The organism is Halomonas sp. NCCP-2165, assembly GCF_023708045.1.
GTDB classification, from domain to species: Bacteria; Pseudomonadota; Gammaproteobacteria; order Pseudomonadales; family Halomonadaceae; genus Bisbaumannia; species Bisbaumannia pacifica.
In genome coordinates this window covers 123,024-135,574 of sequence record NZ_BRCY01000003.1, presented here as the reverse complement: position 1 = coordinate 135,574, position 12,551 = coordinate 123,024, and the positions used below count along the sequence as shown (strand labels likewise).

Annotated in this window: 13 protein-coding genes; 10 read left to right on the top strand and 3 right to left on the bottom strand. The window is 67.2% G+C overall.

The annotated features are described in order from the left end of the window. The first annotated feature begins 109 nt into the window (after nucleotides 1-109). From trmB to dacB, 3 genes are all read left to right on the top strand, one after another. Nucleotides 110-799 (top strand): tRNA (guanine(46)-N(7))-methyltransferase TrmB, encoded by a 690-nt coding sequence (gene trmB, locus NFU04_RS02610; protein ID WP_251307978.1) that lies wholly within the window; start codon nucleotides 110-112, stop codon nucleotides 797-799. A 65-nt stretch (nucleotides 800-864) separates the two neighbouring features. Continuing rightward, entirely contained in the window at nucleotides 865-1,194 is a 330-nt protein-coding gene (locus NFU04_RS02605) for a DMT family transporter (RefSeq protein ID WP_251307977.1), read from the top strand. A gap of 34 nt (nucleotides 1,195-1,228) precedes the next feature. After that, nucleotides 1,229-2,665 (top strand): D-alanyl-D-alanine carboxypeptidase/D-alanyl-D-alanine endopeptidase, encoded by a 1,437-nt coding sequence (dacB, locus tag NFU04_RS02600; RefSeq protein WP_251307976.1) that lies wholly within the window; start codon nucleotides 1,229-1,231, stop codon nucleotides 2,663-2,665. Here the strand turns inward: dacB and NFU04_RS02595 are convergent. Continuing rightward, entirely contained in the window at nucleotides 2,653-3,540 is an 888-nt protein-coding gene (locus tag NFU04_RS02595) for a LysR family transcriptional regulator (protein WP_251307975.1), read from the bottom strand. The two genes, dacB and NFU04_RS02595, sit on opposite strands and share 13 nt — an antisense overlap. 135 nt (nucleotides 3,541-3,675) lie before the next feature. On the opposite strand from NFU04_RS02595, the gene NFU04_RS02590 reads away from it, so the two are divergent. From NFU04_RS02590 to NFU04_RS02580, 3 genes are read left to right on the top strand one after another with little or no spacing between them, the layout of a single operon-like run. Then, nucleotides 3,676-3,888 (top strand): hypothetical protein, encoded by a 213-nt coding sequence (locus NFU04_RS02590; RefSeq protein ID WP_251307974.1) that lies wholly within the window; start codon nucleotides 3,676-3,678, stop codon nucleotides 3,886-3,888. Continuing rightward, a complete protein-coding gene (locus tag NFU04_RS02585; RefSeq protein WP_251307973.1) occupies nucleotides 3,881-5,338 on the top strand; it encodes a sodium:solute symporter family protein in 1,458 nt (485 codons plus the stop codon). Before NFU04_RS02590 ends, NFU04_RS02585 begins: the two co-directional genes overlap by 8 nt. Nucleotides 5,339-5,354: 16 nt before the next feature. Then, complete coding sequence (locus NFU04_RS02580; protein WP_251307972.1) at nucleotides 5,355-6,647, top strand: amidohydrolase; 1,293 nt, start codon at nucleotides 5,355-5,357, stop codon at nucleotides 6,645-6,647. A gap of 29 nt (nucleotides 6,648-6,676) precedes the next feature. Here NFU04_RS02580 and NFU04_RS02575 read toward each other — a convergent pair whose 3' ends face one another. Then, nucleotides 6,677-7,552, bottom strand: coding sequence for a LysR family transcriptional regulator (locus NFU04_RS02575; RefSeq protein ID WP_251307971.1), 876 nt, complete (start codon nucleotides 7,550-7,552; stop codon nucleotides 6,677-6,679). Nucleotides 7,553-7,655: 103 nt separating this feature from the next. Between NFU04_RS02575 and NFU04_RS02570 the strand changes: the two genes are divergently transcribed. Beyond that, nucleotides 7,656-8,774 carry a muconate/chloromuconate family cycloisomerase gene (locus NFU04_RS02570; RefSeq protein WP_251307970.1) on the top strand — a complete coding sequence of 373 codons (1,119 nt, stop codon included), beginning with the start codon at nucleotides 7,656-7,658 and terminating at the stop codon, nucleotides 8,772-8,774. A 57-nt stretch (nucleotides 8,775-8,831) separates the two neighbouring features. Further along, a complete protein-coding gene (gene catC / locus NFU04_RS02565) occupies nucleotides 8,832-9,122 on the top strand; it encodes a muconolactone Delta-isomerase (protein ID WP_146802965.1) in 291 nt (96 codons plus the stop codon). Nucleotides 9,123-9,197: 75 nt separating this feature from the next. On the opposite strand, the gene NFU04_RS02560 is transcribed toward catC, so the two are convergent. Next, nucleotides 9,198-10,913: a sigma-54-dependent Fis family transcriptional regulator gene (locus NFU04_RS02560; protein WP_251307969.1), complete on the bottom strand. Its 1,716-nt coding sequence runs from the start codon at nucleotides 10,911-10,913 to the stop codon at nucleotides 9,198-9,200. A gap of 338 nt (nucleotides 10,914-11,251) precedes the next feature. On the opposite strand from NFU04_RS02560, the gene NFU04_RS02555 reads away from it, so the two are divergent. Both NFU04_RS02555 and NFU04_RS02550 read left to right on the top strand, forming a co-directional pair. After that, on the top strand, nucleotides 11,252-11,491 hold the full coding sequence (locus NFU04_RS02555) for a phenol hydroxylase subunit (protein WP_251307968.1): 240 nt from the start codon (nucleotides 11,252-11,254) through the stop codon (nucleotides 11,489-11,491). Between the two features lie 50 nt (nucleotides 11,492-11,541). Further along, complete coding sequence (locus NFU04_RS02550; RefSeq protein WP_251307967.1) at nucleotides 11,542-12,528, top strand: aromatic/alkene monooxygenase hydroxylase subunit beta; 987 nt, start codon at nucleotides 11,542-11,544, stop codon at nucleotides 12,526-12,528. The last annotated feature ends 23 nt before the right edge of the window (nucleotides 12,529-12,551 follow it).

Sequence of the window (12,551 nt, the reverse complement as noted above, 5' to 3'; positions counted from 1 at the left end):
GTTTGAGTCATACGAGTTGGTGTTGGCGCGTCCCTTCCTGCGGATGCGCCATTTTTTTATCGGCCCGCATTGCTAGAATAGGCGTTCACTCTTGCTCTGGCCTGCTGTCATGGATGCCAACTCCCGCGTGATCCTCTCCAATCAGACGGGTCCCCACGACGACCTGGCACGCCGGGTGGCGCGGGCCCTGACGCACCCGCTGCGCAAGCCGGTGGCCGAGCATACCCGGGCCGCCTTCGCCGCGGCCCAGGCCTGGCTCGCCGACCAGCACAAGCCGCTGATCCTCGACTCGGGCTGCGGCGTGGGGCTCTCCACCCGCGAGCTGGCGCGACGCTTCCCCGACCATGCACTGATCGGCGTCGACCGCAGCGAGAGCCGGCTGACCCGGGAGCATGGCGAGCTTCCCGCCAATGCCCGGCTGGTGCGCGCCGACCTGGTGGATTTCTGGCGCCTGGCCCTGGACGCGGGCTGGCGCCCCGAGCGCCACTACCTGCTCTACCCCAACCCCTATCCCAAGGCGGCCCACCTCAAGCTGCGCTGGCAGGGGCATCCGGTGCTGCCGGCCCTGCTGGGGCTGGGGGGGCGCCTGGAATTGCGCTCCAACTGGCGGCTCTACGTGGAGGAGTTTGCCCTGGCCCTGACCCAGGCCACCGGCATCACCGCCGAGGTCGAGGCCTACCGGCCCGAGGGGGAGGCCTATCTGACGCCCTTCGAGCGCAAGTACCACCTGAGCGGCCAGGCCCTGTGGCGGCTGGTGGCCCGGCTGCCGCATGCTCCCGACCTGATGCCCCGCCCCTGACGCCGCCGCCCAAGCCGGCTAGAATGGCTCGCCGATCCGGGCACCGCCGTGACAAGGAGCATTTCATGGCCTACCTCTACCTGGCCCTGGCGATCATCGCCGAAGTGGCCGCCACCAGCGCCCTCAAGTCGTCCCAGGAGTTCACTCGCCTGGGGCCGAGCCTGATCGTGATGGGCGGCTATGCCACCGCCTTCTATCTGCTGACCCTGGTGCTGCGCACCCTGCCGGTGGGCATCGCCTATGCCTTCTGGGCCGGCCTGGGCATCGTCCTGGTCACCCTGGTGGCCATGCTGGTCTACGGCCAGAAGCCCGACCTGCCCGCCATCCTGGGGATCCTGCTGATCGTCGCCGGGGTGGTGGTGATCCAGGCCTTCTCGCAGATGTCGCCCCACTGAGCCCTTCCCTACGTCGAGCCCCTCGGAATTCCCCATGTTGCGTTCTCTCGTGCTGTTTTGTGCCCTGTTGCTGCCCCTGCCGGCCCTGGCGGACGGCTTTACCCATCTGGCCGGCCTGGTGGAGCGGGGCTTCGCCGTGGGCGCCGAGGCACGGCTGCTGGGCGATGGCGCCGCCCCCGGCGAGTCGCTCGGGGCGATCGAGCCGCGTCGCCAGCTATCGCCGGCCTCGGTCTCCAAGGCCTACCTCGCGGCGGCGGCACTCAGCGAATGGGGCCCCCAGCACCGCTTCACGACGCGCCTGGTGACGCCCGGCCGCGTGGATCGAGAGGGCGTGCTCGACGGCGATCTGATCCTCGAGGGCAGCGGCGACCCGGGCCTGGTGGCCGAGGACCTGTGGAAGCTGGTGCAGGGCCTGCGTCAACGTGGCGTCACCGCGATCCGCGGCGATCTCCTCGTCAGCCAGTGGCGCTTCGGCCCCGTGGCGTGCGTCACCACCGACCGCTGCCAGTCCCGCCGGCGTGCCGCCAATGCCTACAGTGCGCAGCTCTCCGCGGCGGGGGTCAATCACGGCAGCTGGTGTCTGTCGATTCGCCCGGGGGCGGTGGGCGAGCCGGCCCGGGCGCTGAGCTGTGATACCGCCGAGCCCCTGCTGCCCCTGGATAATCGCATCGACACCGTGGCCGCCGGTGGCGGCACCGAGTTCAGCGTCGAGCGGGCCGGGGAGGCGGGCAGCGAGCAACTGATCCTGCGCGGGCGCATCGCCGCCGATGCCGCGCCCCGCAACGTGCATCGGGCCAGCGCCGACCCCGCCTGGCAGACCGCCCAGACCCTGGGCGCCCTGCTGGCCCAGGCGGGCATCACCGTCGACGGCGCGCCGCGGGTGACCCGGGAGCCCCCGCCGGTCGAGGTCGCTACCCTGAGCGCGGTGGAGGGGCGCTCCCTGCAGGAGCTGCTGCTGGGGGTGATGCACTACTCCAATAACTACATGGCCGATGTGCTGACCCTGGGGCTCGCCGAGGGCAGCCAGGACCTGCCGGCGGCCGGCGGCGCCCTGGCCGGCTTCGCCGAGGCACTGCCCAACCACGGCCCCCTGACCCTGGACAGCGGCAGCGGCCTGACCACCACCAACCGCACCACGGCCGCCGGGGTCAATGTGCTGCTCGAGCACATGTACCGTCGGCCGGCACTCTTTCCCGCCTTCGTCGCCGGCCTGCAGTCGCCGGCCACCGGGGTGATGCGCTTTATTCGCCGCGGCGGCGACACCTTCCAGCACCATGTGATGCTCAAGACCGGGACCCTCAATCAGCCCTTCGCGGTGCGCGCCGCCGCCGGCTACTTCCGCACCGCCAGCGGCCGCTGGGGCGTCTTCTCGGTGCTGGTCAACGGCAACGGCACCACCCCCTACCTGAGCTGGCCCGAGGTGCTCGACCCGCTGGCCCGGGATCTCGAGGCGATGATTCAGTCGCGCTGAGCCACCAGTTCCACCAGGTTGCGCAGGGCCGGGGCGTCGTTGTCGGCGCGCCAGACGAACCACAGCGGCATCTCGCAGGCGCGTAACTCGGGGAGCTCCACGAAGCGGATGCCAGGCATGGGGTGACAGCGGCTGGCGGCGGGCAGGATGGCGATGCCCAGCCCCGCCGCCACCATGCTGAGGATGGCGATATTGTCGGCGCCGTACTGCACCACCCGGGGATGAAAGTCGAGGCGCTGGAAGTGGGCCTGCATGCGGTCGTAGTAGACCGGCGAGGCGCTGCGGAAGCCCCACACGAAGTCCGCCTCGGCGAGATCGCTCAGGCGCGTCGGTGGCACCTCGGCCCAGGAAGAGCCCTCCGGCACCGCCAGGATCAGGTGATCCTCCTCCAGTCGCCGGGCCTCCAACCCAGGGTGGTCGCCATCGTCCAAGTAGAGGATACCGGCATCCAGGCGACCCTCCCCGAGGCGTTCCAGCTGCGGTCCCGAGAGCAGCGGGAAGACCTCGAAGGCGACCCGCGGATAGCGATCCCGATAGCGCCGCAGCAGTCCCGCCACCTCCGGCATCCAGAGGTGGGTCACCGTCACCCCCAGGCTGACCTTGCCCTCCAGCCCCTGACCCAGGGCCGTGAGTCGCGCCCTGAGCCGGGTACGCCGATCGAGCAGCGCCTGGGCTTCCTCGAAGAGCGCCTGGCCCGCCACCGTCAGTCGCATGCCGCGGGCATGGCGTTCGAAGAGCCGTGTCTCCAGGTCCTCCTCCAGCAGGCGAATCTGCCGGGTCAGCGCCGGCTGGGCCACGTGGACTCGGCGGCCGGCCGCCGAGACCGAGCCGGCCTCTACCACGGCGACAAAGTAGTGCAATTGGCGAAACTCCATGAGCCCCCTCGAGAAACCCATATCCAATTGGCATGGGTGGTATCCAATATAGATATTTTTTCTATCTCTCGGCCTGCGTCATAGTCAAGGGACAATCCATAACAAGACTCGCCACGGCGAGCGGGACGACCCTCGATGAACAAGACCTATCACTGGCTGGTGGGGCTGCACTTCACCCTGTGCACCCTGGCGATGATCTGGCCAGGCGCGCTGATCGCCAACCGTATCGAGCCCATGCTGCTCGGCCTGCCCTTCCTGTTCTTCTGGTACATCCTGTGGATGCTGGTGCTCTTCGCCGGCATGTGGGTGGCCTTCGTGGTCCGTCACGGAGGGCGCCGCCATGATTGATTCGCTGATCATCGTCGGCATCACCCTGACCTATCTCGCCGGCGTGCTCTGGGTGGGGCTGCGCGCCCGCGGCCAGCAGAATTCCAGCCTGGAGGGCTATGTGGCCGGCGGCCGTCACGTGGGCGTGGTGATCCTGTTCTTTATCCTCGGCGCCGAGATCTTCTCCGCCTTCGCCTTCCTGGGGGCCCCGGGCTGGGCCTATCAGCACGGCGCGCCGGCCTTCTATATTCTCGCCTATCTGTCGCTAGTGCCGATCACCATCTGGTCCCTGGGGCCGCGGGTGGCGGCCCTGGGCCGCGAACGGGGCTACCTGACCCAGGGCGACATGATCGCCGATCACTACCGCAGCAAGCCGCTGGGGTTCCTCGCCGGAGTGATCGGCGTGCTGGCCCTGGTGCCCTACCTGACCATCCAGATCGCCGGCGCCGGCCTGCTCTTCCAGGCCGCCACCGATGGCCTGGTGCCCTTCTGGCTGGGCGCCCTGCTGGCCTTCCTGGTGGTGGCCGCCTACGTGTTCTGCAGTGGCCTGAGCGGCATCGGCTGGACCAACCTGGTGCAGGGCATCATGATGATCGCCATCGCCTGGTTCCTGGGACTATCCATCTCCGAGCGCCTCTATGGCGGCGTCGGCGAGATGTTCGTCCAGATCCAGCAGGCGGCGCCGGAGTACCTGACCCTGCCCGGGGCCACCGGCATGAACTGGGGCTACTTCAGCACCGCGGTACTGGTCAGCGCCTTCGGTGGCGCCATGTGGCCGCACCTGTTCATGAAGTTCTACTCCGCCGACAGCGGCAAGACCCTGCGCAAGGTCAGCGTCTTCTATCCACTCTATGCCTACCTGCTGGTGCCGCTGCTGTTTATCGGCTTCGCCGGCATCCTGGTCTTCGCCGACACCCCCCTGGAACGCGCCGATACCGTGCTGCTGCGCATGGTCATGGAGGTGGCCGACTTCTCGCCCTGGGTGATCGGCCTGATGCTCTCGGGGGCCCTGGCCGCGGCCATGTCCACCGGCGCCAACCTGGCGCATACCGCGGCCATCGTGCTGGTGCGCGACGTGGCCGGCCCCACTCTGATGAAAGGGGCCAGCGAGCAGACCGTGGTCAGCGCCACCCGCTGGAGCGTGTTGGGGTTGTCGCTGATCGCCTACCTGTTCGCCCTGGCCAATCCCGCCTCTCTGGTATTGCTGCTGCTCGGTGCCTACGGACTGATCGTCCAGCTCTTCCCGATGGTCATCGGCGCGCTCTTTATGCCGCGGCTGCGCCGCGCCAGCGTGATGGCCGGTGCCCTGGTCGGCAGCCTGGCCTACCTGCTGATGGACTTCGTCTGGAGTTCGCCGCTGGGCTGGCACGCCGGCGTCTGGGCCATGCTGCTCAATGTGCTGGTGGTGGCCGTCTGGCAGGGGGCGACCCGCGCCGGTGATGCCGCCCTCTCTCGTACCCAACACTCTTGACCCCATGGAGGCCATAATGACCACGCCAACCGATCTCAAGGAGGCCCTGGAGGCTCGGGTAGAAGACGCCTTCGCCCAGGTCCAGGCCCTCTACCGCCAGCTTCATCAGCATCCGGAGCTGCCCTTCCAGGAGCACGAGACCGCCGCCCGGCTCGCCGAGTCCCTGGAGGGTCTGGGCTTCGAGGTGACCCGCGGGGTGGGGGGCACCGGGGTAGTGGCTCTGTTGCGCAACGGCGAGGGACCCACGGTGATGCTGCGCGGCGATATGGACGCCTTGCCCATCGCGGAGCAGACCGGTCTCGATTTCGCCAGCACAAGCACCGCGGAGACGGAGGGCGGGACGGTGCCGGTGATGCACGCCTGTGGTCATGACCTGCACAGCAGTTGCCTGGTGGGCGCCGGGGCGGTGCTGGCCGGCCTGCGCCAGCGTTGGTGGGGCACCCTGATGCTGGTCTGCCAGCCCGCCGAGGAGGTCTTCGGCGGCGCCCGGGCGATGCTCGAGGATGGCCTTTATACGCGCTTCGCCCGGCCCGATGTGGTGCTGGGCCAGCATAATATGCCCGCCCGGGAGGGCACCGTCGGGCATATCGCCGGCAGTGCCATGGCCGCCGCCACCACCCTGGGGGTGACCATCCACGGCGCCGGAGGCCATGGCTCCATGCCGGCTCAGGCCATCGACCCGGTGGTGATCGCCGCCCATGTGGTGACCCGGCTGCAGAGCATCGTCGCCCGTGAGGTGCCGCCGGAGGAGACGGTGGTGGTCACCGTGGGCAAGCTTCACGCCGGTACCCAGGGCAATATCATCCCGCATACGGCGGAGCTGGAGATCAATGTGCGTGGCTTCGACAATGCCCTGCACGCCCGGGTGCTGGAGTCGATCCGCCGTATCGTGCGCTGCGAGTGCGAGGCGGGGCGCGCCCCCCGGGCCCCGGAGTTCCGGGTGCTCTCCGAGACCATCGCCCTGCATAACGACCCGGAGGCGGTGGCTCGGGTGCGCCGGGCCCACGCCGAGCAGTTCGGCGAGGACCGTCTCTTTCCCATGCCGCGGCTCAACGGCAGCGAGGATTTCCCCTACTTCGGCGATGCCGAGGCGGGGGGCTTCAGTGGCGAGGCGATCCCCTGTGTCTACTGGTTTATCGGCGCCACCCCCGAGGCGCGCTGGCACGAGACTCCGGGGGAGGGTGTGGCCGAGAAGATGCGCCACCTGGAGATGCCTCACTCCCCCTACTATGCCCCGGGGCAGGCGGCGACCCTCAAGACCGGGATGGCGGCCCTGGCCAGCGGCGCTCTGGCCTATCTGGGCACCTAAGGGACGACTTCCTCAGTATCGCGGCGGGCCTATTGCACCCGCGCCAGGATGGCGTCCACCTCGCGCATCAGCGGGGTGTCCGCCTCGCCCCGGCGGCGGCTGCAGATCACCGGCGTGGTCAGGCTGGTATCGGCCAGGGGCACATAGTCGATGCCCTGGCGCTGCACGTTGCGCACCTGCTCCGGCACCAGGGTGATGCCCAGGTTGGAGGCCACCAGCCCCAGGGCCGTCTGCAGCTCGTTGGTCTCCTGCACCACCTGGATCTTGAGGCCGCGGCGGTGGAAGAGCCCCTGCACCATGTCCGCCAGGCTGGGGCGGGGCCGCGCCGGGAAGAGGATCAAGGGGTAGCGGGCCAGCTCCTCCAGGCTGGGCCGGGTGCCCTCCAGGGGGTGGCCCGTGGGCAGCGCCGCCAGCAGCGGCTCGTCGAACAGCACCCGCTGCTCCACGTCCGGGTCGTCCACCCGCAGGCGGCCGAAGCCGATATCGATGCGTCCCGCCTTGAGGGCCTGGATCTGCTGCACCGTGGTCAGCTCCACCAGGCTCAGCTCCGCCTTATCCTTTTGTCGTAGTTCCCGGGCCAGCAGGGGCAGTTGACCATAGAACACCGAGGGCACGAAGCCGATGCTGAACAGCGGCCGCTGGCTGCGCTCCATGCGGCGGATGGTGGCGGTGCTGGTCTCCACCTTGTCGAGGATCTGCCGGGCATGCTCGTAGAAGACCTGACCGGTGGCGGTCAGGGCCAGCCCCTGGGGGCCGCGCCGGAACAGTCGGCTGCCCAGCTCCTCCTCCAGGGCCTTGATCTGCCGGGAGAGCGGCGGCTGGGTCATATGCAGCCGCTGGGCCGCCCGGGTGAGGTTGAGCTCTTCGGCCACCAGGCAGAAGAGACGCAGATGACGCAGTTCCATCATACTTCCTGAGGTATGGCAGGGTTTCCAAACGATATTGGTCCGAGGCCCGAAAGGCAATCACACTGGAGGCGTTCACTGCTTCCCTGAGGTGCTCCCCGCCATGTCCGCCGTTATCCAGTCCATCGACACCCTGCTGGTCGATCTGCCGACCATTCGCCCCCATCAGCTCTCCATGACCACCATGGCCTGCCAGACCCTGGTCATCGTGCGCCTGCGCGACAGCGATGGCATCGAGGGCCTGGGGGAAGGCACCACCATCGGCGGCCTGGCCTATGGGCCGGAGAGCCCGGAGAGCATCAAGCGCAATATCGACACCTACCTGGCACCCCTGTTGATCGGGCAGGAAGCCGACAATATCAATGCCCTGCGTGCCCGTCTGGCGCGTCATGCCCGGGGCAATATGATCGCCAAGTCGGCGCTGGAGACGGCGCTGCTGGACGCCCAGGGCAAGCGCCTGGGGCTGTCGGTGGCCGAGCTGCTGGGCGGCGCCCGCCAGACCCACCTGCCGGTGCTCTGGACCCTGGCCAGCGGCGATACCCAGAAGGATATCGACGAGGCCGAGCTGCGCCTGGAGCAGCGCCGCCACTGCGACTTCAAGCTCAAGATCGGCGCCCGTAGCGTCGCCGAGGACGTGGCCCATGTGGCGGCCATCAAGGCGGCCCTCGGCGATCGCGCCAGCGTGCGGGTCGACGTCAACCAGGCCTGGGACGAGACCAGCGCAGTGCGCGGCATCCATGCCCTGCAGGAGGCCGGGATCGAACTGATCGAGCAGCCCATCCCGGCCCGGGAGCATGCCGGCCTGGTGCGCCTGGCCAACCGTTTCCGGGTGCCCATGCTGGCCGACGAGGCGGTGCAGGATGCCCGGGACGGCCTCGACCTGATCGGCGCCGGCTTCGGTGGCGCCTTCGCCCTGAAGATCGCCAAGGCCGGCGGCCCATTGGGGGCCATCGAGCTGGGCCGACTGGCCCAGACCGCCGGTATCGGCCTCTACGGCGGCACCCTGCTGGAGGGCACCATCGGCACCGCGGCCTCCCTGCACGCCTGGGCGACCCTGGGCGAGATGGCCTGGGGCACCGAGATGTTCGGCCCGCTGCTGCTCAAGGACGATATCGTCGCCGAACCGCTCGACTTCCACGACTTCGGGGTCGAGCTGCCGTCCGGCCCCGGCCTCGGCGTCACCCTCGACGAAGACAAGCTGGCCCACTATTCGCGCCAGTAAGGCGCCCGTGGGCGACCCATCAGCGTTTCGCAACACACACTCAATCAGGAGAGCGCCATGCTGTTTCAGGTGGAAATGACCGTCAAGCTGCCCCCCGAGATGCCCGCCGAGCGGGCCGCCGAGATCAAGGCCACCGAGAAGGCCTACGCCCAGGAGCTGCAGCGCCGCGGCAAGTGGCGTCACCTGTGGCGGGTGGCCGGCAGCTACGCCAACGTCAGCATCTTCGACGTGGAGGACAACGCCGAGCTCCAGGAGATCATCTCCAACCTGCCGCTCTTCCCCTATATGGAAATCAGCGTCAAGCCGCTGTGCCGCCATCCGTCCTCGATCCGCGACGACGATAGCTGATCGCCGGCTGACGGACGATGCTCCATATGACGCGGCCCGCCAATCGGCGGGCCGCGTTCTGTCTGGATGCCCGTACTACAGCATTCCCCCCTTCTTAAGGCGATAGTCCAGCGCCGCCCGGCTCATGCCCAGACGCCGGGCTGCCGCCGAGACATTCTTGCCCGACTCCCGATAGGCTTTCTCCAGCAGGGCCGTCTCCAGGGCCTCCAGCGATACCCCCGCCTCGAGCACCCGGTTACAGAGTGACTCCAGAGCATCCCCGCACTCGGCCTCCGTGGCCTGCGCGATATGGCCGCTTTGGCTCAGGGTCTGCCCCGGCTTCTGGCCGGGATGCTGGCCAAACAGCGCCTGCTCATCGATGGAGGTGCCGTCGCCGGCGAGGATCACCCCCCGCTCGATAATATTCTGCAGTTCGCGGATATTGCCCGGCCAGGCATGGGCCCGCAGCAGCACCATGGCCTGATCGGTGAAGCCCAGCGTCTTGACGTGGTAGTGGCACTCGAAACGTTCCAGGAAGTGCTCGGCCAGTAGCCGAATATCGTCGCGGCGATCGCGCAGGGGCGGGATGACCACCGGGTAGGCATTGAGCCGGTAGAAGAGGTCGGCGCGGAAGCGACCGTCCTGTACCCGCTCCATCAGGTCGCCATGGGTGGCGGCGACGATACGCACATCGATGGCATAGCTCTGCTGGCCACCGACCCGCTCGATCTGTTTTTCCTGCAGCACCCGTAGTAGTGAGGCCTGGGCCCGCGGTGAGAGCTCGGCCAGCTCGTCCAGGAAGAGGGTGCCGCCGTGGGCGCGCTCGAATCGCCCGGCCCGGGACTGGACGGCGCCGGTATAGGCACCTTTCTCGACGCCGAAAAGCTCCGACTCGATCAGGTCCGGGGGAATGGCCGCACAGTTGACCGCCACGAAGGGCCCTGCGGCCCGCCCGCTCTGCTGATGGGCCCGGTGGGCCATGATCTCCTTGCCGGTGCCGGTCTCGCCCAGCAGCAGGATCGGCACCTCCGAGCGCGCGGCGCGGTCGATCAGGTCCAGCGCCCCGAGGAAGGCCGGGGCCTTGCCGATGGGGCGGTAGTGCTCGTCGCCCTTGTGGCGGGCGATATCGTCTTCCAGGTAGGCGATGCGTGACTGCAGCTCGTAGAGTTCGTCGATCAGCGGGTCTTCGCGGAAATGCTCGGCGAAGGCGCCATGATCTTCCCACTCGGCGGCGGGACGGCCGATGATGCGGCAGCGCTCGTCGCCGCGGCCGCGACACTCCACCTCTCGATACTGGATCTCCTGGCCGAGGAACTGGCTGGAGTAGGCGCAGGCGTAACCCAGCTGCATCCAGCACACCGGCTCGTCCAGGGAGGAGTCCAGCTGCTCGTTGATCGCCACCTCATAGGAGTCCTGCCATTCGAACTCGCCGTAGAAGTGCCCTCGGCTCGGGTCGATCTCCAGCGCCAGGGGGATCACCTTGACCAGTCCCCTCAGGGAGTGGAGCTGGGGGCCGGTCAGGAAGCCATCCTCTATCGACATCTCCTGGCCACGTACGGCCTGGGCCAGCTCGGCATCCTTCAGGCCCGAGTGGTAGCCCAGGCGCAGGAAGAAGCTCTTGGCACGCTTCAGCCCCAGGGTACGGATGATCTCATGACGGAAGGTGGCCATGGTCTGTAGCTGCATCAGCAGCATGCGTTGCTCACCCAGCCATATCTGACCCTCTTCGGGGAGGAAGCGCAATTTCTCGAGAATATCTCGGCTATCCGGGTAACGCGGCGTCACCCCATCGCTAGGCGTGCTCGTTTTCATGGCGTCATAGGGTCGTTATTTTGGTCTTGTGTATTGGACTTTTGTCGGTTTTTTTCAACACGACTATCGATTATCGACTCCGACAGCATAAGCCGCTCGAGGTCGCCCCTTCCAGTCTCCTTTCATTGCACTCCCTGTCGCCGGCCGGTGGTTTTCATCATTTAGACAAGCTGCTGCGCAGCAATTGATGATTTTCACGATTAGCGGTGCTCCTTAGGAGCTCGTTAAGCGGTGGGGTGAATTTTTATATCACTGTTTTTTCTTGAGTTTTTTGTTTTTTGGCCGAGCTGGCATGTGCCTTGTAAAGGTATGGAGGAAACTCACCCGGAGGTGAACCCATGTCCCAATCGGCCATCCCCCGCACCCTGAAACGCTATGTCCGAGTGAGGGAGAGAAGCGCACGCTTCGTCGAATTCGATTTCGCCATCGAGAACCCGGAGCTGTTCGTCGAGCTGATCATGCCGCCCGTGGCCTTCGAAGCGTTCTGTGCTCGAAATAATGTGACATTTATGAGCGATGAGCAGGCCGAGGCCGTCGATGCCCAGATGGAAAAGTGGCGCTACAGCGTCAGCCAATAACGCCAGAAAACAACGGCCACCATCGCACAATAAGAAACGAGGAGTCCCCTATGAGTGTCGAGATCAAGACGGCGGAGATTACGCCGATTCGTCAGACCTATGGCCATACCAAGCGGCGCTTCGGCGACAAGCCGGCGACCCGTTATCAGGAAGCCAGCTTCGATATTCAGCCGACCACCAACTTCCATTATCGGCCGATGTTCGATGAGCACCACGAACTTTACGACACCGGCTACACGGCGCTGGTGATGGAAGACTGGTACGCCTTTAGCGACCCCCGCCAGTTCTATTATGGCGCCTGGGTGGCGGCCCGCGCCAAGCTCCAGGAGAACACCGAGTCCAGCTTCGCCTTCTTCGAGAAGCGCGGCCTGGGCGCTCGCCTGAACGACGACGTGCGCCGCCTGTTGACCCGCTGTCTGCTGCCGCTGCGGCATGCCGAGATGGGCGCCAACATGAATAACGTGGGCATCGCCGCCAATGCCTACGGTACCACCCTGAGCCAGGCGCATATGTACCATGGCATGGACCGCCTCGCCGTGGCCCAGTACCTGTCGCGCATCGGCCTGCTGCTCGACGAGTCGCCCGGCGCCCTGCTGGCCGAGGCCAAGACCCTGTGGATGGAGGAGGCCGCATGGCAGGGCGTGCGCCGCTACGTCGAAGACAGCCTGGTGGTGGAGGACTGGGCCGAGCTCTCCCTGGCCCAGAACCTGATCTTCGACGGCCTGCTCTACCCCTTTCTGCTGGAGTCCCTGGACGCGCGCCTGATGGAGATCGGTGGCGGCGATATCGCCATCCTCACCGACTTCATGGGCGACTGGTTCAAGGATGGCAGCCGCTTTATCGATGCACTGTTCAAGACCCTGGCCGGCGAGAGCGAGGCCAATCGGGCGCAGTTGACCCGCTGGGTCGCCCACTGGCGCAGCCGTGCCATCGAGGCGCTGACCCCGGTGGCCATCGACGCCGACATCGAGCTCGACGCCGCCCTGGCGGTGCTGGATAAGCGCCTCGCCAAGCTCGGCCTGCTCGAGACCCACTGAGCCTTTCCCTGATTACGGAGTTA